Source organism: Pseudoclavibacter sp. RFBG4, from assembly GCF_002931515.1.
In the GTDB taxonomy this organism is placed as follows: Bacteria; Actinomycetota; Actinomycetes; order Actinomycetales; family Microbacteriaceae; genus Pseudoclavibacter.
On record NZ_PSYC01000029.1, the window covers coordinates 64,377 to 87,415 of the forward strand.

General features: G+C 64.4%; 15 protein-coding genes, 1 tRNA gene and 1 riboswitch. Of the genes, 3 read left to right on the top strand and 13 right to left on the bottom strand.

The window, feature by feature from the left end; genetic code table 11:
• Positions 1–254 precede the first annotated feature (254 nt).
• From C5E10_RS11650 to C5E10_RS11660, 3 genes are all read right to left on the bottom strand, one after another.
• The gene (locus tag C5E10_RS11650; RefSeq protein WP_104331786.1) at positions 255–1,217 is read right to left on the bottom strand and encodes a hypothetical protein; all 963 of its coding nucleotides are present in this window, start codon (positions 1,215–1,217) and stop codon (positions 255–257) included.
• 11 nt (positions 1,218–1,228) lie between these two features.
• Entirely contained in the window at positions 1,229–1,609 is a 381-nt protein-coding gene (locus C5E10_RS11655; protein WP_146080254.1) for a hypothetical protein, read from the bottom strand.
• Between the two features lie 629 nt (positions 1,610–2,238).
• Positions 2,239–6,282: a helix-turn-helix domain-containing protein gene (locus tag C5E10_RS11660; protein WP_146080255.1), complete on the bottom strand. Its 4,044-nt coding sequence runs from the start codon at positions 6,280–6,282 to the stop codon at positions 2,239–2,241.
• 332 nt (positions 6,283–6,614) lie between these two features.
• Between C5E10_RS11660 and C5E10_RS11665 the strand changes: the two genes are divergently transcribed.
• On the top strand, positions 6,615–6,896 hold the full coding sequence (locus C5E10_RS11665; RefSeq protein ID WP_104331789.1) for a hypothetical protein: 282 nt from the start codon (positions 6,615–6,617) through the stop codon (positions 6,894–6,896).
• A gap of 67 nt (positions 6,897–6,963) precedes the next feature.
• Here the strand turns inward: C5E10_RS11665 and C5E10_RS18885 are convergent, their stop codons facing one another.
• The 4 genes from C5E10_RS18885 to C5E10_RS11705 all read right to left on the bottom strand — a co-directional run bounded on the left by C5E10_RS18885 (position 6,964) and on the right by C5E10_RS11705 (position 12,520).
• A complete protein-coding gene (locus C5E10_RS18885) occupies positions 6,964–10,986 on the bottom strand; it encodes an ATP-binding protein (RefSeq protein WP_146080256.1) in 4,023 nt (1,340 codons plus the stop codon).
• 95 nt (positions 10,987–11,081) lie between these two features.
• The gene (locus C5E10_RS11695; protein WP_104331795.1) at positions 11,082–11,447 is read right to left on the bottom strand and encodes a sulfate permease; all 366 of its coding nucleotides are present in this window, start codon (positions 11,445–11,447) and stop codon (positions 11,082–11,084) included.
• Positions 11,448–11,598: 151 nt separating this feature from the next.
• Positions 11,599–11,964 carry a hypothetical protein gene (locus C5E10_RS11700; RefSeq protein ID WP_104331796.1) on the bottom strand — a complete coding sequence of 122 codons (366 nt, stop codon included), beginning with the start codon at positions 11,962–11,964 and terminating at the stop codon, positions 11,599–11,601.
• A 483-nt stretch (positions 11,965–12,447) separates the two neighbouring features.
• A tRNA-Lys gene (locus C5E10_RS11705) sits at positions 12,448–12,520 on the bottom strand.
• Positions 12,521–12,626: 106 nt separating this feature from the next.
• Here C5E10_RS11705 and C5E10_RS11710 point away from each other — a divergent pair.
• Positions 12,627–13,058: a DUF1801 domain-containing protein gene (locus C5E10_RS11710; protein ID WP_104331797.1), complete on the top strand. Its 432-nt coding sequence runs from the start codon at positions 12,627–12,629 to the stop codon at positions 13,056–13,058.
• On the opposite strand, the gene C5E10_RS11715 is transcribed toward C5E10_RS11710, so the two are convergent.
• The gene (locus C5E10_RS11715) at positions 12,973–14,115 is read right to left on the bottom strand and encodes an acyltransferase family protein (protein WP_104331798.1); all 1,143 of its coding nucleotides are present in this window, start codon (positions 14,113–14,115) and stop codon (positions 12,973–12,975) included. The genes C5E10_RS11710 and C5E10_RS11715 overlap by 86 nt on opposite strands.
• Positions 14,116–14,190: 75 nt before the next feature.
• On the opposite strand from C5E10_RS11715, the gene C5E10_RS11720 reads away from it, so the two are divergent.
• Positions 14,191–15,240, top strand: coding sequence for a MauE/DoxX family redox-associated membrane protein (locus C5E10_RS11720; RefSeq protein ID WP_104331799.1), 1,050 nt, complete (start codon positions 14,191–14,193; stop codon positions 15,238–15,240).
• A 177-nt stretch (positions 15,241–15,417) separates the two neighbouring features.
• Here C5E10_RS11720 and C5E10_RS11725 read toward each other — a convergent pair whose 3' ends face one another.
• The 5 genes from C5E10_RS11725 to C5E10_RS11745 all read right to left on the bottom strand — a co-directional run bounded on the left by C5E10_RS11725 (position 15,418) and on the right by C5E10_RS11745 (position 23,028).
• Positions 15,418–16,305, bottom strand: a complete 888-nt coding sequence (locus tag C5E10_RS11725) for a bifunctional methylenetetrahydrofolate dehydrogenase/methenyltetrahydrofolate cyclohydrolase (RefSeq protein WP_104331800.1) — start codon at positions 16,303–16,305, stop codon at positions 15,418–15,420.
• Positions 16,302–17,576 (bottom strand): serine hydroxymethyltransferase, encoded by a 1,275-nt coding sequence (gene glyA, locus C5E10_RS11730; RefSeq protein ID WP_104331801.1) that lies wholly within the window; start codon positions 17,574–17,576, stop codon positions 16,302–16,304. The genes C5E10_RS11725 and glyA overlap by 4 nt, the downstream gene beginning before the upstream one ends.
• A gap of 49 nt (positions 17,577–17,625) precedes the next feature.
• Positions 17,626–17,710: riboswitch (ZMP/ZTP riboswitch) on the bottom strand.
• Positions 17,711–17,713: 3 nt separating this feature from the next.
• Entirely contained in the window at positions 17,714–18,343 is a 630-nt protein-coding gene (locus tag C5E10_RS11735; RefSeq protein WP_104331802.1) for a Pr6Pr family membrane protein, read from the bottom strand.
• Between the two features lie 102 nt (positions 18,344–18,445).
• Positions 18,446–19,462, bottom strand: a complete 1,017-nt coding sequence (locus tag C5E10_RS11740) for an AraC family transcriptional regulator (protein WP_104331803.1) — start codon at positions 19,460–19,462, stop codon at positions 18,446–18,448.
• 92 nt (positions 19,463–19,554) lie between these two features.
• Complete coding sequence (locus C5E10_RS11745; RefSeq protein ID WP_104331804.1) at positions 19,555–23,028, bottom strand: bifunctional proline dehydrogenase/L-glutamate gamma-semialdehyde dehydrogenase; 3,474 nt, start codon at positions 23,026–23,028, stop codon at positions 19,555–19,557.
• Positions 23,029–23,039: the final 11 nt, after the last annotated feature.

Here is a 23,039-nt window from a genome sequence, read left to right on the forward strand (position 1 = left end):
GCGGCCCCGAAACCATGATGGTTCCGGGGCCGCGTGTGGTTGTGCGACAGCACTTGCGAACGCGCCACCGGCACGTGCGCGCGCACAACGTCTACATGGACGGTCCCGCCTGCTCAGGGAGCGGCGCGACTGCCTGGGTCCGCACATCGTTCGTGAAGCGGATTCCCCTCGACGCCTGGGCCAGCTTGTCGAGGTCGAGAGGTCGCGTCGCTCGGTACAGCTCCGCGGCCCGCGCAAACGGCGCACGGAGCACATCACGGAGGCGGTCCGATTCGGCCTCGTCCTGACGTAGCAGCCTGTTTCCCATGGCGATGCCACGCGCTGGCATGTTCAGCTCGAACTGGAGCATCCCGTACCCCCCGCGCGTTGCGCAGCGTTTCCTGCTGAGATGCTTCTCGCCGCTCGATGAGATCGTTGTTCTGGACCAGCGCGAGCCGCGAAATGCTGGTCTTGTGCGCGTACGCACGGAACTCTTGCGACAGGGCTCTCATGGTGGCGGTGACGGGTGCGACTTCCGGCACCCGAGAGACAAGGTAGGCCGCGAATCCTCCTCGCGCGCGTTCCTCCTGCATCACATGCGCGTAGGCCGACCAGGGTGTTCCCTCGGGGTGGTCGCGGCCGCTCGAGAAGCGGACGAGCCCGTCGAGGTCCGAGCACTGATACGTGTCGAGTTGGCGTAGGAACCGCACGCTGAGCAGCTCCGCTTGGTACTCAAAGTCGAAGTCTGTGAGCACGAATGCCTGCTTCTCGCGCCTGCCGATCGAGTGGGCCCCGGGGCACGGCCGTGCTGGGTTGGCGGGTGGCAGAGTGTGCAGGGTCCGCTCGCCGTGCGTGAATTGCTCGATGCGGAGCTCGTGGCGCAGATGCAGCAGTTGCTCAGTGGGCATGCCACCTTCGCGCACCGACTGCCGAAGCTGCACAGGGAGCGCTTTTCGTGACGGGTCGTGCCTCGGGTATCGCGACTCGAGCCAGATGGGAACTGCGAGGCGCAGTGCGCGGCGTCCCGCGCCGCGCTTCACATCCGTGAGATCTCCCGTCTGACCTCTGCGCGCAACGTACTCGACGGCATGCGCCCGCATCTCGCGGGTCGCGCTCCACGCGACGTGATGCAAAAACGTGTCCTGGTCCTCGACCTGGTCGAATCCGTCGACGCCAGGGCCGTCGGTGAAGTGGCTGCGAACTGTGCGTTCGACGACGGCGTTGGCTTTGATGATCATGCGCGTCTCTCTCAGAGGCCTGGGCCGGTGGCGGCCGCGGACGATGCTGGACGCGGCATGCTTGCTGTCGCGTGGATGTCGTTGGGTCTGGCCGTGCTGCGCGCGTAGGCGTCGGCGCGGAACACGTCACGCGCGTAGTCGACTGCAGCTCGTTCCCAGTACTCGTCCCGCTCATCGTTGTCGAGGTGACCGTGGTGGTCCCCGAAGGTGGGCGTTTGAGGACGCTGGCTGGGGGACGTGAAGGTGTTCCCGTCGATTTCCTCCTTGATCGATTCCAGGAGTTTTGCTGTGGAAAGGTGCTGGTGATCAGCTCCCGGCGCGACGTGCTCGTACCGGATCAAGTCGCGCAGCTGCTCCACGCGTTCTGGGCGGATCGTTTGCAGCACGGACACGGCAGCTCTCGTTGCGGGATCCGCGTCGCGCTGGAAGGTCTGCACGGTGTATTCCGTCGCGTATCTCATCGGTGAGACGGACGACGACGCGCCGTTGTGTTCGAGCGCTGACCAGCAGGGAGAAGGGTGGGCCTTCCTGGGCGATTCTCAAACAGCCGTCCCGCGCTCGCAACGCTGATTCGCCGTGTCCTCAGGGGGCCTCACGCGCGGCACCCTCGTTCACGGGAGCTTGAGAGGAGCGATTCGCGTGGTCGGGTGGCGAAAAATCGAGCTCAGTCTCAAACAAGATTGCGCCCGTCGAAGCGAGCTGAGCTGGTCGCGGACTACGAAGCTGGGTTGCCGGTTAAGGCGATAGGCGAGAAGTACGGTGTGCACCGCAGCACGATCCCGATGGTCGTTCGACGGGCGGGCGTAGCCGTTCGAGCAGCGGGCCTGGATGCCGATCAAAGTGTGCGAGCGTCATCCCTCTACAAGAGCGGGATGACGCTCGCACAGACCGCTCGGCACCTGGGCATCGGTGATGATGCGGTGCGCCAGGCAGTGCTGGACGAGGGCGGTCAGATTCGGCCTCGGGGCCGTCGTCCGAATCGTTCTGCTTGACGTCGCTCGAGGAGTCGCCTGCTGCCGAGTTACCACCGTCGTGGTTCCCAGAGCGACTTGTCATCAACACGCTCCTCTTCGATTCTGTCAGCAGCCAGTCGACTCACATCCTCGTAGAACGAACGAACACGCGAGTTCATGGGGTGCCGTTGCGCGAGGGCCTGAGCCCCGTCGCGAAGGGCGATCTCGTCAGGATCGTCGACGCCGATTGTGCGTGAGCGCGTGCCGTAAACCGCAGGGCCGTGCAGACCTCGGATAAGCGCTCGCGCCGTACCCTCGTCCACATTTCCGACGGCTGCCAAGGCTGCATCAACGAAGTCTGGGTGCTCCAAGACGAAGTGCCGATGCGCATGCTGCAAAAGGTCCGCCGCGAGTCGAATCCGTGCACTGTCTTCGGAACGGATCAGATCCAGCAATACCATGAGCGCTTCAGCATCGAGCCGACCCGCGATCTGCTCGAACAGAGCCGAGCCGAGCGAGGCGCGCTTCCAGCTGTCAGTTTCCAAGAGCCATTCGACCAGTTCGCTGAGTGCTTTTGAGAAGAAGCCGGACTCGCGAAATGCGAGTGGCTCGCCCCATGAATGCGGGAGCGCTTGGTACCCGCTGTCCGCACTTTCCTCCATTTCCAGCCGGTCCATAAGAAACCGCATGCCGCGTGATGCATCCATCCGGATCTCCGTGTTGAGCAGTCGTGCAAAGTCGTAGCCATCCAGTGAAGGAGTTCGGACGAAACGATCGAGAAGAGCATCCCTGTCTGCGTCCACCAAGCCAGACCATTCCACGATGCGTCCGTCGACAAGTAGTTCGGCTACGGCCTCGGCGAGGCTCGAATCGAGATCGACGGGCGCCGAGCGCAACAAGTCCAATACGAGGCTGTGGTCTTGAGGCTCCCACCAACGCGCGGCGCTCAGTAGCTGAGTGGAAAGAACGAGGTCATTACGTGCGGCGAGGTCGCGGAGAATCTGCTCACGTTGACCCCCGATTGCTTCGCCGCGAACACTCGTTACCGCTGCCGCAACTAGGTGAGCGCCTCGCTGATCCATGTCTGCGAGTGCACGTGCAGCGCGACCGGCGAGCGGGTCGTCCTTGGCGAACAGGGTAATCATCGCGACCCGCTGGGTGGCCATCACAGCGTCATCGCCGACTGTAATGTCAGTGAGCGCTGCTTGAGCTACACCTGGTCGTGTTTCAAAGAGTCGGAGTAGAAGGTGATCCGGGGCCAGAAAGCTACCGGAAGCCGCATGCTCGCTTCGCATCAGCTCATGCACTCGATCCAGGACTTGCTGATCATCGTAGGAGATTGACCACTCAGCTACAACACTGTCAATCATGAGTTGGGACACCTCAAGCGACCTCTCGTACCGGCTTGCTGGTTGTCCCGAGTCGTCGTCGTCATCGTCGTCTTCGTCGACTGCCCACCCCGCACGCAGAAGGCGCGTGACCTGGTAGTCCGTGTCGACAACGAGACGACGGCGAGTCTCCCGGGCGGCGCCCTTCCGCGCACCGTGGCCATACTTCGCTTGCCACTTGAGTGCACGGTAGGCGGATAGTCGCACGCTCGGTGGGATCGAGGGGTCTGAGATAACGTCTCCGAGAAGTTCAAACGCTGTCTCTAGCTCAGTCGTCATCTCCTCATCGCGGCCCGCGGAGCGAATGACTTCTTCGAGCACTGAAACTGCGCCCAGCGCCGTTGCGGAATCAGACCTGAGTTGCCCTGCGGCGAGCTCGATGACTCGAAGGCGGAGCGTAGCAACGACGTCCATATTGATGGACCGACGAGACAACTCGATCGACGGACCTTTCGAGCGCGTGAATGTTACTTCGTCAGCGAGCGCGGGTTTGAGCAGAGATAACAGCTTTGGTCGGTGGGTCGTAGAACTTTCATTTTCCAGCCACTTGCCAACGATCTCGACATACTGTTCATTCAGACGCAGGTGCCGGTGTTGCTGGAACTCGCCTAGTTCGCGCAGCACCCGGAAGGCGTGCTCAGGGTTCTGGTTCTCTGGCCGTGCATCGCCCTGGCTGATGGTCAACAGAAGTTCCATGGCGTGTTCGAGGTGATCAGGGTGGTAGGAGGCGTTACGAATGAGCCCAGTAAGCTCTCGATTTGTCGACGTTGCGGTGACATATCCCTCACCACCCCATAGGCGAGAAAGGGGATCGTCCTCGTCTGGCGCCGGGTTATCAACGATCAACTGCGCGAGGTGCATGGCTCGATCCGGGTACACAGCGGCAACCGCTTCGACGCCGTGCACTAGGCTCTTGCGGCCGGTATTGCTGAGTTGTAGTACAGACTGGGTCAACCTCTCCCAGAGCGAGTCCGCGAGCTGTGATTCAGACATCCCCCTTCGATACCAATCAATCAAACTGATATTTCGAATGGCATTCGTTAGCGCATCGTCACGAACGAACTGCGCGACTTGCATCGACCACTTCGTGTCGAGGCCTGACCGAGAGATGAGTGCGCGTTCGAGTATCGCTTCGCTGAGCAAATCTGGCACAACGCGGACCGACTGCCCACGTCGCATGATGACTCCAATGTCTTCTAGGTCATCGACGGACTGCAGGACAACACGTTCAGATTGCCCGCTCAGCACGGTGAGCGCGTCGAGAAAGTCGGACTGATCTAGTCGTGCAGGTTGCACGGTGGCGATCGCATCGAGGACAGCTCGGCGAGCCTCACCGTTCGTACCGCGGGTCACGACATCGGCAAAGTGAACTAGGACCTCTTCTCGAAGCTGGGGGTTCCCTGCCAGTGCATCCGAACGGAGGTGGCCCTCTCGGATAAGATGCGCGCCGACCACAATGATAAGAGGACAGTCGTAGCCAGCCCGTCCGAGCAACTCAACGACCTGATCAGAGCCGGCCTCTCCGAGCGCAACGCGGGCCAGCTTCTCGGCTTCCGGAATCGACAACTCCGTGACGCTGACCCTCACCTCCTTCGCGGTCAGCGGCGTCATCGACAGCGCCGTTAGCAGCTCGGGCTCGGCCTTGGGTCGCACCGAGAAGACGATGTTGGCGTCGGGTCGAGCGTTGCGAATGCCTGACACAAGACTCATGACATTCGTGTCCAAGCTCAGTGCATCGTCAAGCACGATGACGGGAGCCCCGCTCGGGAGCATCTCGAACATGTCGGGAGTGATCGGACCACGCGACGCGAAGCGGATCTCACGGTCAGACTCGGTGCGCGCAAGCTCGACGAGGAGGCGTGTCTTGCCGATGCCTCCCCGTCCAACCACGAACACGGTTGGCTGATGGTCAGCGATCAGTCGCGTCAGCCGATCGATCTCGTCGTCGCGACCTACTAGATCGAATCGGCGATCATATCCGAGCCTTCCCGCAAGGGCAGGCTCATACTCGTCCACCTTTAGCCAGGGCGACGGTGCCGCGACACCAAGAAACTCTTCACGCAGTCTCGGGAAATACGCGTCGATGAGAACGAGCTGCTTCTCAGCGGGGAGGTCTCTAACATGGGCCGCAATATCCTCGCCGTCCCACAGCGCCCATCCGGGGTGGTCTGCTACCTTGAGCCGCGCATTTGGTGTTGCGGTAGGCCGACTCAGCGCGATAAGTCCCGAGTTGATCCGAGCCTCGCGCATTACCGCGTCGATCGCAGCTTGGACATCCGCCGGGCCAAACACTTTCTCGTGTTTGCACTGAATGCCTACCCGTTGCCCATCTCCGGTCGCGAAGACGTCAACGCCGTATTGCTTGTATCCGGTCGATCCGTTCCGGGTAACCTCCCAGTCGGGATGCAGTCCGCGATACAAGTCGCGGACAAATGCCTCGAACGCGTCGTCGCTTAGTTGTGCGAAGGGCAGCAGGCGAAGGCGCGGCTGGCTGGGGATGATGCTCGCATCTTCGTACTCGCCAGCAACTCGAACGGCAACAATGTCGAGCTCAAGCAGTGAGCAGAGCTGCGGTAGCTGATTCACCCGCGGACGTGATCCTCCTCGTTCCCAAGTGCTAACCGCTTGCTGTCGCAGCCCGACGTGCCGCGCCACGGCGGCCTGGTCCAGCCCCTTCGCCTCACGGGCAGTGCGCAAAAGAGCGGCCAGCACTGGATATCGCATGTGGAGATGATACACGCATTAAATGCGTGTACACGTCACCTCGGGCCACTGCGATGCAGCAAGTCACAGAGGGCCGTGGCGACGTACTTAGCACCCTGCGGACAGATCCGCCCGCTGGTTTGAACATCGTTGTTTAGGTCTAACGATGTGGACCTTCCCAAGCGATTCTCAAACAGCCGCCCGGCGCTGAAATCGCTGATTCGCCGCGTTCTCAAGGGCTCTGAGGAGCGTGGGCCGCGCAGCCGGGCCCCGGAACGGCGCGATATGCGGGGTTTGGTCGCGAAAAATCCGGCGAAGTCTCAAACACGATTGACCCCGAGCGGCGGGCTGAGATGGTCGCGGACTATGTGGCGGGGACGCCGGTTCGGACGATCGCTACGAAGTACGGTGCGCATCGCGGCACCATCTCGACGTTGGTTCGTCGCGCGGGTGCAGCGGTGCGAGTCGCGGGCCTTGATGCGAAGGAAAGCAAACTGGCGTCATCACTATACGAGAACGGGATGACGCTCGCGCAGGTTGCCGCGCCGATGGGCGTCAGCGACGAGGCGGTGCGCCAGGCGGTACTCAATCAGGGCGGGCAGATTCGCCCAAAGGGTCGCCGTCCTCGTCGCTAGACGCTTCTCGGGATGCGGAGCGGATTTGCGCATCGTTGAGCATCAACGTCGGTCGTTCTGCCTCGGATTAGGGCAGTTCAAATAGTTGTGGGGCAGCATGGGGATCGATATCCCATTCCAATGCCATGAGGCGCACCGCGCCCAAAGCGATCGTGAGTTCCGTCTGCTCGCCCTGCGTCGCCATCCGGAACATCTGGCTAGCGATGTTGCCGCCAACGGAATCGCCAGACTCCTCACCCGTCAGCTCCGTTTCAAGGGCGTCCAAGAACAGGTCGATCTGCTCGGTTACCGCGTCTTCTGGTGCTCGCGTAAGAATCCCCCTTGATCGAGCGATTCCTTGTTTCGCATCGTCCAGAACCTGGACAACAGCGCTGTGTGCTCGCTGCAATTCAGGAAGCGCCAAGACCCCTGACGCGACCTGAACCGAAGCGACCGTCGCGTCGAGCGCCTCGGTCAGGGGGATGTCGTGCGGTTGGGGAAGATCGGCTGCCCAAGGTCCAAGCGTCCCAGTTGGCAACAACGAAGCGATCAGTGACATGGTGAGCGATTCGACCGGCCTTCCTTTACGGATCGGGACAAGCACGAACTTCTCTCCAGGCCGTCCTGCCATCTGGAGAGCACCAACAATCTCTTCAAGCGCGTTGCCCCAGGTCACAAGCGACGGTACGTCGAGAGCTATCAGTCGCTCCGGGACAAGTTGATATCGGTCGCTCTTGGGCATGTGGACACGGAACTGCCAACCGGTGCCCGTACCGACTTGTTCCAGTTCAGATTTCCGAGCTTGTAGCCTCCGCCTTGTAAGGCTTCGGGCAGCATCGGCTGCTCTGCCGAGTGCGCCCTCGCGCCGTCCGGCGCGCGCCGCACGCACGAGAGCCACGTTCGCAGATGAGTCTGCGGCAAGCGCGGCAACGACAGCGAGGAGCCGATGTAGATCGGTTTCCAGCGATCTAAGGCTGTCCGGGAACGTGTCGTAGCCCAGCAGATGCCACGGCTCTTCCTGTGCGCGGTGGAGTGACTTCGCGATCACATGGTCGCTGAGGTGCGCTGCGAGCGCCGCGGGGTTGTCCAGCTTCGTGAGTCGCGGGAACACATTGCCGGTGAGGTCCGTCAGGAGGCCCGAGAGCGGATCTGCGGTCAAGGATGCAGGCCCTTGATCCCCATTGACGTCAAGCACCTGGGGACGTCCGTTGAGGCGCGGACCGATCTGGTTGGCGTCTTCGCCAAGAGTGTTGATTTGCTCCGTAAGCTGATTGGTGTCGATGCCTCGCACATCCGCAGCAGTGAATGCGTTTCCGACTACGCGTGTAAGTCGGGAGGCGGACTCGATGAGGGGAAGTGCGGCTGAGAGACGTTCTGTATCGGTAACCCCGAGGACCGCGTTGGTCACTCGCATGCGTTCTTGATTCCAAGCCACCGTTAGTTCAGAGTGGTCGTACTCTCGGCGGAGATTAGTGGAACCAAAATGATACTCGCCTATTTGGTAGTCGTGACCTCCGGGAAGTACCAACTTGACGTCAACGTGCGTGGTTCTGGGAAAGCAACGCAGGAGGAGTCGTCCGAGCGCGATCACTCGATCGTGCGGATCGCCATGAATGGCATCGGAGGCATGAAGGACACGAGCGTAGGCGACCGCTTCACCGCCGGATTCATCGATGCGGAGATCGACTATCCACGGGTCACTATCCCTGATCTTGGCACCGATCGCGGACTCTCCACCGGATGAGTGGATAAGGGACCTAGCGAGGTCGGGATCTAGGGCGTTCGCCGTCGTCAGGATGTTTGCGACTTGTGTGATCGACGCGCGTTGAATCGCATCGCTGAGAGGACTGGAGTTCCGAAGCGCGGACTGAAAATCGGCGGTGAAGTCAACCGAGCTACCTTGGAACTCGAACAGTAGCTCATTCGCGAGGTCGACATCGTCTGCTGCGACAAACACTTCGGCGAGTCGCCGAGCACCGATCGCTGCGATCAGCGCTGATCCTCGCGAAGATTCGGGCGATGCGGCCATGTCCGCGACGGCGTGGTTGAACTCCTCTGGAAAAAAGTCAAGAAGAACAGTGCCGGTAATGGCACAGAGCTGAGCAACAGGTTGATTCGCGGGAGGGACGCCGTGTCGTACGGCTATGTCAGTCCACTTAACCGCCCGTTCGTAGAAGTCGTAGAGGCGCAGCCCTCGCAGATACGCGGCCAGCTTCATGAGGTCGCTGGATTCGCGTAGGGCGGAGTCGTGAATCAGATGGTCCAGTTCTGGCTCGTCCCTAAGCGCATTGGGGACGAACCGCCTGACTTGTTCAGGTGCGAGAACAGGGAGGAGACGACTGATCGTGTGGTCAAGAGTTGGAGGCGGTTGGTTGTGGATAGCGCGGGAAATGGCGGTCGATCGCAGTTGATGCACTCCGGATATCGTTCCGTTGCGCTCGACCAGCAGATGCTCTTCCGCCAAGCGAGCGAGCGGTTCCCGGAGTTCGAGCTGAGTCACTCCGCAGGCTTCCGCGATTTTGTTGACGGGTAGCGTGGCCGACCAGCGGTCCGCAGTCGCGGAAAGGCTCAACAGGTCGAGTTCGACGTTTCTCTGTTCAGAGATGCGACGGCGCACCTGGTCACCGACCACAGCGCTTAGTCGTTCTCCACGAGTGAGCAAGTGCGTGAACTCGAGGGTGAGCCCTCCGGACTGTTCGAACGCTTCTCTCCAGTGGGGCGAGTCTGTTGCGTTTCGGTCATGCAGACCCTCGAAGATCGCCTCGGCGGCGGGCTCGTCCAACGCCACGGTGATTGTGGCACAGCCCGATAGGTCTCCAAGCGAGATGAGGTCTTCGTGCCGGGCAGTCGAAATGACGAAAAGGCCTGGTATCGCAGCGGCTTCCTCACGTAGCTGAGACCATCCACTGAATTGCGCTGCGCCAGCGGCGTCGATGAGGAGACCGATGGGGTTCGCATCGGAAACCCGGTACGAACGACACAGCCTCAGTACCTCAGGGACGTCTTGGGAGGACAACCGGTTCACGCGAAACCACAAGACGCCCGGGAGGGCATGCGGGATTGACCACAGCAGAGCGCTCTTGCCCACACCAGATGGTCCGGTCAAGATAACGGATGTGGTCTCCTGTATTCCAGTTACCGCTTCACCGATGAGGTCGGAGCGGGGCACGACTAGGCCTGCCGCAACATGTCCTGGCTGTGTCGCTACACCCTCATAGAAGCGATCATCGTGAAGCTCTTCGGTGAGCGAAACAGGCGAACAGAGGCCGCGGGTGATCGCCGCTTCGAGCGCATCGAGGTCAACTTGTTCTATGAAGTTCTGGCTCCGATTTACTAGCTCATTTCGGTCGAGAGACTGCCTGTTGGCGTAATCGACTGGCGCGTTGGATCGGGCTGTCTCGGCCGTGATGGTGCGGAGTTCACGTGCCAGGTAGTCAAGGACTGATGGCCGTAATTTTTGAAAAGTCGCTCCCAGCAACGTTCTGCTGCTCTCATCCAGATAAGACCAGGAGGCTCCGAATACAGCTGTGCGATCAAACAGCTCGTGAATGTCGCTCTCACCGAGGCCGCGCTTTTTCGCTGCGGCAGCGATACTCTCTCTCAGTCTCGAATTCTGTCCGAGCGACTCGCGGAGCGGTTTATCAAACTCCCCAAGGTCGGTTTCTCCTTCAACGCCACGCTCGAAAACGACGGTGAGACTGTCCAAATCACCGTCACGTTTACGGTGACGGAGCCAGGCGTCAACGACATCAACACTTGCCTTCCCCGCAGGGAATACGCCCAAGTGCTCACCTCTCGATTTCACCTGAACGTGCCGCGGGGCTTCGGACTCAATCGTGATATCTTCGAGCCCCTCAGGAACGAGTGCTTCGGCTTCAAGATCGCTAGCGATCAGTCGAGCAGCAAGCCAAGCCGCGACCGTGTGCTGGAAATCAAAACCTCTGCTCGCCCAAGCTCCGCTTCTCGTTCCGCTCCATTCATCAATGAGGCGAGCTGAATCATCCGGTTCGGCAAGCACCGTAGTGGCCGCTAAGGGAGAGACAGCGCGTGAGCGGCGCGTCTGCTGTCCTCGCTTCCCACGCTTCGATTGATTCGACTTCTTCTTGGCCACCACCTAATCCTCCCAGACACCGCCGACCTAACCGTGCGCTGCCGCTCGCTCCCGGAATCGGATGGATGCGCGCTTCTACGTGAGGATGACGTACATCACTTGACGCTCGCTGTCTCCTCCTGAGTGGTCGAGACCAAACGCCTGGCGCGGCTGCGTTCGATGGCTTCCAGAAGACGAACGCGCACCAGCAACGACATGCTGACGGGTCCCATGATGATGAACTTCATCGTGTTCCACAGGCAGAGGAGGACGAGGAGGTTGAGCCATCCGGGTCCGCCGTCTGCGATGAGGGTGGTGAAGGTGCTCGCGGCGAGTAGATAGGGCACGGCGAGGAGCATCGCGGGTATGCCCCATTTGAGTCCTCGGCGGGTGCGGATGGCGTCGAGGAGGATGTTGGTGGGCATGTAGCGGCGCAGGAATGCGCGGGTGTGGACGCTGAGGGTCCAGAGCTGGCGGATCATGATGGGGTTTCCTCTCACATGCACGACGGATCGTCTGAGGCGGTGCGTGTGTGAGTGGCCTTGCGGCCTGCCCCGAGGAGCGTCATATCAAGGAGAAATCCGCCTCATCACCAGGGTACGACGCGCCGGCGACATTCGGAAGGGCAACCGGTCACAGGCCCCGGCTCGCACCTTCACGCCGCGCCGTACGCGACGGCTCATTCTGACCGTCGCTGCTGGCCAGGTCGCGGAGCCTCGCGAGAGCGGCTTTCGCTCGTGCCGCGTCTATCTTCTGCGCATCGCTATCGGGCGCGGAGCCGAGCGGCGTGCGCATGGTGATGCCGTAACGGTCGCGATACGCGGCGACCGTTCGCGCTTGCCGTTTCCACGCTGCCGCGGCTCTCGGTTCGGCGGGTGTGTCTCCGAGCGCGAGCACCCATTCCTGCCGTTCGGCGATGGCCTGATCGAAGACGGCTTCGGCACGCTTCTGTATCAACTCACGCCGCTCCGCGAGGGCCTTCCGCATCTCCGCGCTCATCGGCCCCGCCGCTTCGGGGATGAGTCCGGCGATCAGACGAGGCGCCTTGCGGGTACGCCCAGACTCCACCGGCCTCGCGGTCGCGCGGGCGAGGCGGTGGTGGAGGACGGAGGCGATGTCAGGAGCAGGACCGTATCGCGAGGCGGCTTGTGTTCCTCGACGCGCAGATCGACGCGGGGCAGATCGAGTACGACCAGGCCAAGGCGCACCTCGAAGACTGCCTCGCTCTGGCCGGTGACATGCACGCGATCTACATGAGCATTGACGACTCACTCCGACGCATCTGCAACCAAGCGTTCTTCGAGCGCATCCACGTCTACGAGATCGAGAACGCCGACATTGTGAGGGCTGAGCACGGCGAGCCGTTCGATGCGCTGCTCGATCCGAGTCTCCACGCGGCAGCGCTGGCCTATCAGGCCAGCGTGCGCGCGGGGGAGGATGTAAAACCTGCGGACGTCGCAAGTTTGAACATCGACTACTGGGTGGGCCCGGTGGGGCTCGAACCCACGACCCGCGGATTAAAAGTCCGATGCTCTGCCAACTGAGCTACAGGCCCCACAGTCACCTGGCGTGCGGCGACCGTGGGAAATCCTATCGCGAAACCTGACCTCACCTCTGCTCAAGCGGCCCATCTTGTCGGCGGCGGGGGTCATACTCTCGTCATGGTAGAAGCGAAGACGAAGCCGTCGGACGTGTCCCCCGATCTCCTCATCGATCAGGCAGAACCTTCGGGGCGCCGCGAGGATGCGCGCGTTCTGAAGGAGATCATGGATCGGGTCACGGGCGAGGAGGCAGTCGTGTGGGGCCCGACGATGATCGGCTACGGCAGCTATCGCTACACGTACGAGAGCGGCCACTCCGGCGAGGCGATGATCCTCGGCTTCGCCCCGCGCAAAGCATCGATGTCGATCTACGGACTCCAGACGTGGGCCCCGGAGGAGCTCCTCGAACAGCTCGGCAAGACGAAGCTCGGCAGAGACTGCATCTGGGTGGGGCGGTTCTCGTCGCTCAATCTCGAGGTACTCGAAGAACTGGTTCGACTCGCCTGGTCGCGGAGGAAGGAACTGCAAGCAATGTTCCCGGGGGATGCCTGAGCGAGAGCACCCCGATGGCCCGCTCGAGCGGCCCGACCCCGAGGTAGCGCCGCCAAAGGGTCGCAAACAGCATGCACACGACCACGATGGCCACCATCGTGAGCAGGCCCTGCGGTTGCCGATAGACGAGCCCGGGGCCCGCGAGCCAGTTCTCTTCACGAAGGAGCAGCTGCGACCAGATCGCCGTGAGGATGAGCACGTGCAGGCAGTAGACCGTGAACGCCATGGTGCCCATGTCGGCCAGCGGCCTCGTCAGGCGAGCGAACCAGGTGCGCATCCGCTCGCCCGAGAAATCTCCGAGGAGCTGGATACCCGCGTAGGCGAGCAGCGCGAGCCCGAGATCGCGGGCCTCGTCGCCGTAGGAACCGGACAGGGTGGCTCCGGTCGCCATCTCCTCCCACCGTCGGACGAGCAGCGACACACCGAGGAGCACCGCCCCGCCACCGAACGCCCACGCCGTTCGGCTTCGGTTGCCGAGCTGCCAGCGGGCCAGGAGGAATCCGATCAGCAGCATCGGCAGCAGATTCGTGAGGCGGTCCGCCGACCCGAGGACCGTCCAGTTGAGCAGGAGCGCGGTCGGGTCGAACATCGACGACGGCGCGAACGCGGGCGTCAGCGCCCAGGCCCGGGCTGCCTCGTTCACGAGGGGCGCCAGCGCGAGGAAGAGCAGCGCAGCCCCGGCCGACCAGGCCGCCGGCAAGAAGAGGAACGGCGTCGCCACGAGCATCATGATGCCCAGGCAATCCAAGACGATGAGCACGCCGGAGAAGTTGATGCTCAGCAGCAGCCCCACGAAGATGAGCACGATCGCCTTGATGACCCACGAGAGCGCGAAGAAGCTCTTCCGTCGCGACTCCCACCGCGCCGCATCCCGCAACTGGTAGCCGGCCGTCACGCCGATGACCAACGCGAACAACGGCGACGCGGCGTCGTTCAGGAACTGGAAGAGCACCTGCAGCGCCCGCGGTTCACGGGCGTCCAAGAACACGACCGTGTGGGCGATGATCATGGCGAAGATCGCGAAGCCGCGCATCACATCGGGGGAATTCAGGCGCATGCGTCGATTTCGACGGCCTGCGCCACCGGCCAAGCTCGATGAGGCGAGGCGCCGCCCGCGGGCGATAATGAACGAGTGCTTCCTACCTTCGTGATCTTCCCCGCGCTGATCGCCTGCGTCCTCATCGCAAGCGGCGCACTGAAGCTCCCCCAGCGCTCCCGCACCTTGCAGTCCTTCGTCGCGTTCGGCGTCCCCGCCCCGCTCCGGAAGCCGTGGGCCGCAGTCACCTTGCCGGTGGGAGAGATCATCCTCGGAGCCGCACTGCTGCTCCTCAGCGGACCGGCCTACCTGATCGTCGCCACCCTCGCCGCCGCCCTCATGGCGACCTACCTGGCCGTGGTCGCACGCAGCGTCGCCAAGCGACAGGCCGTCGACTGCAACTGCTTCGGAGCGCTCAGCACCGCGCCGGTCAGCCAGATGACGATCTGGCGGAACGCGGGTCTCACGCTCGCAGCGCTCCTCGCGATATTCCTCCCGGGCATGGCGCTCGGAGTACCGACCCAGCTCGCGTTCTTCTCGGCCGACGACTGGCTGTGGCTCACCGCGACTGCAGCCGTCGCGCTCGTCGGCATCGTCGCCGCTCTCGTGAAGCCATCCGTATCCGCGCCGACGACGACTCGCGACGCGACGGCTGGGCAGGACTTCGAACTCGTCGAGGGTCCCGACCTCATCTCCGACCCAACCGCACGGGACGCCATCCCCCACACCCTTGAACTCGTCTCCGGGGACGGGGCGCCGGAGCTGCTCTACAACCTCGTCGTCGTCCCCCAGAAGACGACGATCCTCATCTTCGCCAGCGTCAGCTGCGGCTCCTGCGGACCCGTGCTCAGCCAGGTCGGCGACTGGTCGCGGCAACTCGGTGGCGACGCGCAGATCATCGTCGTCACCTCGTCGAGTCGCTCATCCATGACGGAGAACTACCCGAGCGCTCTGCCCTTCACCTACTTCGGCGCGAAAGCTGCCACGGAGTTCTTCGGGGCCAGCGCGACCCCCGCGGCCATACTGCTGGCGGCCGACGGCACCATCGCATCGTCCCCCGAGTACGGCAACGTCATCATCGCCGATCGCATCGAGCAGCTGGCCTCCTCGTTCGCGGCGCAACGCCAAGCTCAGCCGCACGACTGAGCTCCAGGTCGCGACCGAATGCACACAGGTAGCCGTCCGCGACTGTGAAGAGAAGCACGCGTCGTTTCGCGGTTGCGGGCTGCGGTCAGCAGGACAACCGGCACGCAGAGCAGTTGGCACGCAGAAGGGTGCGGGCAGTTCGATGAACTGCCCGCACCCTTGGCACGAAAACGGTTGTTAGACCGCCGGGTTCAGGCGCTCGGCCTGCTCGACGACGTTCTCGAGGAGCAGCGCCCGCGTCATCGGTCCGACACCGCCGGGGTTCGGCGATACCCAGGCGGCCACGTCCCAGACTCCCGGGTCGACGTCGCCCGCGACTCTGGACTTGCCCGTCTCCGGGTCTTCGATGCGGCTGACGCCGACGTCGAGGACCGCGGCGCCCGACTTGACCCACTCGGGGCGCACGATGCCGGCGACACCGGCAGCCGACACGATGACGTCAGCCTCACGTGCCAGCACGCCGATGTCGGGCGTGCCCGTGTGGGTGAGCGTGACCGTCGCGTTGTTCTCGCGTCGTGTGAGGAGCGGACCGATCGAGCGGCCGACCGTCACGCCACGGCCGATGACGAGCACGTGCTTGCCGTTGAGCGAGATGTCGTTGCGGCGGAGCAGCTCGATCACGCCGCGGGGCGTGCAGGGCAGCGGCGTCGTGATCGGGTCGTTGGCGTTCAGCACCAGACGTCCCAGGTTGGTGGGATGCAGCCCGTCCGCGTCCTTCGACGGGTCGATGCGCTCGATGACGCGGTCCTGGTCGATGTGCTTCGGCAGCGGCAGCTGCACGATGTAGCCCGTGCACGCGGGATCGGCGTTGAGGCGGTCGATCTCCGCTTCGAGCTCCTCCTGCGTGGTCTCGGTCGGAAGGTCGACGCGAATCGACTCGATGCCGACCTCAGCGCAGTCGCGGTGCTTGCCCGCGACGTACCACTTCGACCCGGGGTCTTCTCCGACGAGAATCGTGCCGAGCCCGGGAACGACGCCTCGCCCCGCGAGCGCGGCTACGCGATCCCGCAGCTCGGCCTTGATCTCGGCCGCGGCCTTCTTTCCGTCGAGTGAGGCAGCCGTCATGCTTCGCCGAGGCCCGGGTAGAGCGGGAACGCGTCGGCGAGCGCCTTGGTGCGGGCGCGCAGAGCAGGCACGTCGGCGTCGGGGAGGAGCGCCAGGGCGATGACGTCGGCGACCTCGGTGAACTCGGCATCGCCGAAGCCACGCGTCGCGAGAGCGGGCGTGCCGATCCGCAGACCCGACGTGACCAGAGGCGGGCGAGGGTCGTTGGGGACCGCGTTGCGGTTGACGGTGACGCCGACCTCGTGCAGGAGGTCCTCTGCCTGCTTGCCGTCGATCTCCGCGTTGCGGAGGTCGACGAGGATGAGGTGCACGTCGGTTCCGCCCGAGCGGACCGAGATGCCGGCCTCGGCGACGTCTGCCTGCTGGAGGCGGTCGGCGACGATCTTCGCGCCGCGCAGCGTGCGCTCCTGGCGGTCCTTGAAGTCATCGCTCGCAGCGAGCTTGAACGCGGTCGCCTTGCCGGCGATGACGTGCATGAGCGGGCCGCCCTGCTGGCCGGGGAAGACGGCGGTGTTGATCTTCTTGGCCAGGTCGGCGTCGTTCGTCAGGATGAAGCCGGAGCGCGGTCCGCCGATGGTCTTGTGCACCGTGCTGGATGTGACATGCGCGTGGGGAACCGGGTTCGGGTGCAGGCCGGCGGCGACGAGCCCGGCGAAGTGCGCCATGTCGACCCACAGGTAGGCGCCGACCTCGTCAGCGATCTCGCGGAACTTCGCGAAGTCGAGCTGACGGGGGTACGCCGACCAGCCGGCGACGATGACCTTGGGCTTGTGCTCGAGTGCGAGCTCGCGCACCTGCTCCATGTCGATCTGCGAGGACTCTGCGTCGACGCCGTAAGCGACGATGTTGTAGAGGCGGCCGGAGAAGTTGATCTTCATGCCGTGCGTGAGGTGTCCGCCATGGTCGAGGGACAGGCCGAGCAGCGTGTCGCCGGGACGGGCGAGGGCGTGCATGACGGCCGCGTTGGCCGTCGCACCCGAGTGCGGCTGCACGTTCGCGAACGCCGCACCGAACAGCGACTTCGCACGCTCGATGGCGAGGTTCTCTGCCACGTCGACGACTTCGCAGCCGCCGTAGTAGCGACGCCCGGGGTAGCCCTCGGCGTACTTGTTGGTGAGAACGCTGCCAGTCGCCTCGAGGACGGCGCGCGGAACGAAGTTCTCGCTGGCGATCATCTCGAGCGTGGAGCGCTGGCGGTCGAGCTCCTGCTCGAGAACCGCAGCGATCTCAGGGTCTACTTCACTCAGCGGGGCGTTGAACGTATCGGTCACGAAGACTCCTTCAGGAAACCGGATGGCACGGCGAACATGTGGTCGTGAACCGGCGAGCCCAGGCGAACGGCTCGAGAACCCGAAGAGCCGCTCCCTGGTGGTGACCCACCTGAACGCCAGTCGCGGCCGAGACGAGTCTACCGCGACTTGGCTGACCTTCGCGAGAGCAGTGTCACGAGCCAGGTCAGCGCCAGGCCGAGGGCGACCAGGCCGATGATCGTCAGCACGACGGGCGCATAGCCCTGGTTCGTCGGGTTCAGGAACGGGTAGGGGTACCAGCCGGTGAGGTTGCCGCGGATGAGGGAGAACGCCGCGTATCCGGCGGGGAAGATGAGCCAGATGAGCGCGGGGGCGAAGCGGATGCGCTTGGTCGGCCGGTCGATGAGGAGGTCGATGAGCATGACGACGGGCATGACGTAGTGCAGCACGGTGTTGTTCCACGGCACGGCCGTGAAATCGACGTCGCTCAGGCCGGAGAGCAGCAGTGAGAACCCGATGCCGACGATGAGGATGTAGACCGCGACCGCCGCCCGGAAGGCGTTGATTCGCGCGCCCTGCGCATTCGCCGCGGTCGCGACGCCGCTGATCAGCAGCGAGAGGACCACGAGGATATTCGTCTCGATCGTGAAGTAGGCGAAGAACTGATCAGGCACCCAGGTTCCGCGTTCGATGATCGTCGCTATCTCCGACACGATGGACGAGAAGGCGAGCAGACCGAGCCCGATCTTGGCGGTGACCAGCGCGGGGCGGTGAATCGACGAAGCCACGAGGCATCCTTTGATCGGCGGCGGGGAATCCTTGATCGCGGTTCTCCGCATTCGACGGAGAGCCGCCGTGCATGCGGGAGTCGCACGGATGAGGCTACGCGGTCAGACGTTCTCCCTGCGGTAGTCGGCGGGTGTCACGCCGAGTTTGGAGAGAAAATGCCGCCGCATCGTCGTCGCGTCCCCGAATCCTGCCGCCGCCGCCACCTCGCTGAGCGGCATGGCCGGCTGCTCGAGGAGGATCGCTGCGGCAGTTCTCACTCTGCGCGCTGCGATGAGCCCGGCGACACCATCGCCGTGCTCCGCGAGGTCCCGGTAGAGCTTGCGTCGGCTGATGTGCAGCGCTCGCGCGATGCTGTCCGCATCGAAGCCCTGGAGCACGTGGTACTTCTCGATGAGGTCATGCACGGCCGCCTGCAGGCGCATCGACTGCTGGGCCGGCGTCATCGTCGCCGGCACGACCTGGAGGAGGGCGGAGCGGAGCAGGTCGTAGAGCACGGGCTCGGCCAGCCCCGACGACACCTGCCCGCTCCCCTCCGCGGTGGCGTCCTCGACGAGATAGCGCCCGACGAACGCCAGGAAGGCGGAGGTGAGCGCGCTCTCGGGCAGACGCACCGGCCACTGGCCGCCCGTGACCCGCGAGTCCTTCGAGATGTCATCGATGGGGACTGCCATGCCGAGCGTCTCGACGACGCCGATGCTCGCGGTGACGAGCGGATGCGTCGAGTTCGCGACAAGCACGTCTCCCGGCCCCAGCACCCCCGTGTGCTTCCCATTCCGGTATTTCAGCGACCCCCGCAGCAGGCCTATCGCGATGAGCTTCTCATGGGCATCCCGAGTGAAGTCCTCCCCGCCGCGCTCGACGCCGGAACTCGTGCGCAGCGTTCCGTAGAGATGCACCGAACCGACGAAGGCTTCAAGGGTGTATGCGTGGAACGCCGCCGCTGCGGCCGAATTGCCGAGCTTCGAGAGGCCGAAGAATTCCGCGATCCCGGATTCCCCGTGGAATTCCCTGAACGCGCCGGAAACGAGATCATCCGTCGAGAAATGCGCGAACGGCTCCCCCGTGTGCGCGATCCTCGCGATCCAAGCACTGAGATCCTGCCTCGAACTTTCAAGCACTCAATACCCCCGAAAACAACCGCCCGCTCTTCACGCCAGGATACCGAGAATTACCCGACGGTCGAACTGCACGCGAATTCAGCGGCGTCAGCTCAGCGTGAGAGAAGCCCTTCCGTGAGCCCATTCGGTGTTCCGAAACGGTGCGCAGTAATCGACACCGCCTGCTCACGCAGGAACGGGAGCATTTCCACGCGACCGGCCTCGGTCACCTCTCCCGAATAGATCGCGAGGTCGACGCGACCATTCACGGCTCGCGCCAGCGCGACGGGATCGCCGCCGATCATGCGCATCCGCCCGGCATGCATCGTGCCAGCCGAGCCGAGGAACTCGGCATCGGTCTCGGTGCGCATCGGAACGCCAGCACCCGCGAGCGCGGCCTTGGCGGAGGACGGCAGAGCCACCCCCGTCGACACGCGCAGACGGGCATTCGCGACGAGACCCGCCGAGATCACCCGAAGGAGATCCACGACGCGGGCATCCTCGGAGAGCCGGACGACGATCTCGCCGGGGAACGTCAGGTACCGGAAGACGTTCCGCTCCGCGTACAGGGCCTGCACGTCGCGGTCACGTCCGAACTCCTCAGCCCAGGCGTGCGCGTCGCTGCCGAGCGCCCGCTCGAGCATCGCCGTGTCGGCGTCGGAGAGCGCAGACGGGTGCGCCTTCGCGACCGCCCTCGCCGCGTCGAGCAGCGACTGCGCGCCCGCGTCGACGATGGGAGCCGCCACCGCGGAATCCGAACGCCGCCACGTGCCGAGACCGACGAGGTAGTTCGGCCCGCCAGCCTTGGTCGTGCATCCGACGACCGACTTCTTCCAGCCGCCGAACGGCTGACGCTGCACGATGGCACCCGTGATGCCGCGGTTGACGTAGAGGTTGCCCGCCTGGATGGTGTCGAGCCACTGCGCGACCTCCCCGCGGTCGAGCGAGTGGATGCCCGAGGTCAGTCCATAATCGACCTCGTTGACGATCTCGATCGCCTCCTCGAGCGTGTCAGCCGTCATGATGCCGAGGATCGGGCCGAAGTACTCGACGAGGTGGAACTCGGAACCGCGCTCCACGCCCACCCGCACTCCAGGGCTCCAGAGCTTGCCGCTGTCATCGAGCTGCTTCGGCTCCACCGCCCACCGCTCCCCCGCCCCGAGATTCGTGAGGCCATCGAGCAGCTTCCCGGAGGCCGGCGTGATGATCGGCCCCATCTGCGATGCGGCATCCCACGGGTAGCCGACCGTGAGCGAGCGCACCGCGTCGAGGAGCTGCTCGCGGAAGCGCCGCGAGCGCTGTGCCTGCCCGACGAGCACCACGAGCGACGATGCGGAGCACTTCTGGCCAGCGTGACCGAAGGCCGAGGCGACGACGTCCTTCGCAGCCAGGTCGTAGTCGGCGCTCGGCGTGACGATGATGGCATTCTTGCCGCTCGTCTCCGCGAGCAGCGGCAGCTCGGGGCGGAACGAACGGAACAGCTCAGCGGTCTCGATGCCGCCCGTCAGGATGACGCGATCAACTGAGGGGTTCTTGATGAGCTCGCTGCCCAGCTCACGGTCCGAGAACTGCACGTACTGCAGCACCTCACGCGGCACCCCCGCCTCCCAGAGCGCCTCGACCATGACGGCGCCGCAGCGCGCAGCTGGCCGCGCGGGCTTGATGATGACGGATGCGCCGGCCGCGAGCGCGGCGAGCGTCGACCCCGCGGGAATCGCGATGGGGAAGTTCCAGGGCGGCGTCACGACGATGACCTTCGACGGCACGAACGACGCACCGTCGACGGCGTCGAGACCGCGTGCGAGCTCCGCATAGTAATGGGCGAAGTCGATCGCCTCCGAGATCTCGGGGTCCGACTGGTCGAGCGTCTTCCCGGCCTCCGACGCGGCCACCTCCATGAGGTCCGCGCGTCGACGCTCCAGCGCGTCACCAGCCCGGTGCAGCACCTCCGCGCGTTCCGCGCCGGACAGCGCACCCCACGACTGGCTGCCCGCGACGGCACGCGTGACCCGTGCATCCAGTTCGCCGAGCGTGCCGACCGTGTTGGCGTCGATCGTCTCCGCGCCGAGGGTCGACGCCTGCGCACGCTCGCGGATGCCGCGCGCCCAGGCCTGGTTCACGGGGAGCGACGGGTCGGTGTCCGGCGTCTCCTCGAAGCGGTCGGCGGGCAGCGCCGCCGGCTCGGCAGTCCGGTCCTGCAATCGGTTGCTGGGAGGGACGACGCGGTCGAGCGCATCGAGGGACGCGACGAACCGCTGCGACTCGCGCTCGAACAGCTCCTCGTTGTCGGCCAGCTCGAACACCGCCGACATGAAGTTGTCCTGGCTCGCCCCCTCCTCGAGGCGGCGGATGAGATACGCGATGGCCACGTCGAACTCCTGCGGGTGCACAACCGGCACGTAGAGGAGGAGCCCGCCGACCTCGCGCTTGACGACCTCGGCCTGGCTCTGCGCCATGCCGAGCAGCATCTCGTACTCGATGCCGTCCGTCGCTCCACGGCGCTTCGCGAGCAGCCAGGAGAAGGCGACATCGAAGAGGTTGTGGCCCGCCACGCCGACGCGCACGTTCTTCACCCGCTCAGGGGTGAGGGCGTAGTCGATCACGCGCTTGTAGCTCGTGTCGGAGTCCTGCTTCGTCCCCCAGGTCGCGAGGGGCCAGCCGTGCAGCGACGCCTCGACACGCTCCATCGGCAGGTTGGCACCCTTCACGAGACGCACCTTGATGGGAGCGCCGCCGCGGGCGACCCGCTCCGCCGACCACTCCTGCAGGCGCATCATCGCCGACAGCGCGTCTGGCAGGTAGGCCTGCAGCACGATGCCGGCCTCGAGGCTCAGGAACTCAGGGGCGTCCAGGATGCGCGTGAAGACCGCCATGGTCATCTCGAGATCCTTGTACTCCTCCATGTCGAGGTTGATGAACTTGCGGTTCGGGCTCTCGACGGCGAGGCGGTACAGGGGCGTGAGCTCCTCGACGACGTCGGCGACGGCTTCCTCGAACGCCCACGGCTGATGCGGTGCCGTCGTCGAGGAGACCTTGATCGAGACGTAGTCGACGTCGTCGCGCGCGAGGAGCTTCGTGGTGCCCTCGAGGCGGCGGGCCGCCTCCTTCTTCCCCAGCACGGCCTCGCCGAGCAGGTTCAGGTTGAGCCGCACGCCCTTGCCCCGGATCTGCTCGATGGCCGGCCCCAGCTTCGCGTCCGTCGCGTCGATGATGAGGTGGCCGACCATGTCGCGGAGCACCTTGCGGGCCACCGGCACGACAACGCCGGGGAGGATCGGCGCAACGGCGCCTCCGACGCGCACGGCGCTCTTCATGTACCAGGGCAGGAAGCCGGGCACCTCGTCGGCGATCGAGCCGAGCTTGCGCGCTGCGACCTTGAGATCCTCGGGGCGCACGACGCCGTCGACGAAGCCGACCGTGAAGTCGAGCCCCCGCGGGTCCTTAAGCACTCCGGCGAGCTGAGCGGCGGATGCATCCACCGGGATCTCGGCGGCCTCCGTGAGCCAGCGGCGCACGAGTGCGACTGCCTCCGGCGCGAGGTCGGTGAGGGAATCTGCGGGGAAGACAGGCGTCACGGTGGCGGTCATGTGACCCAGTA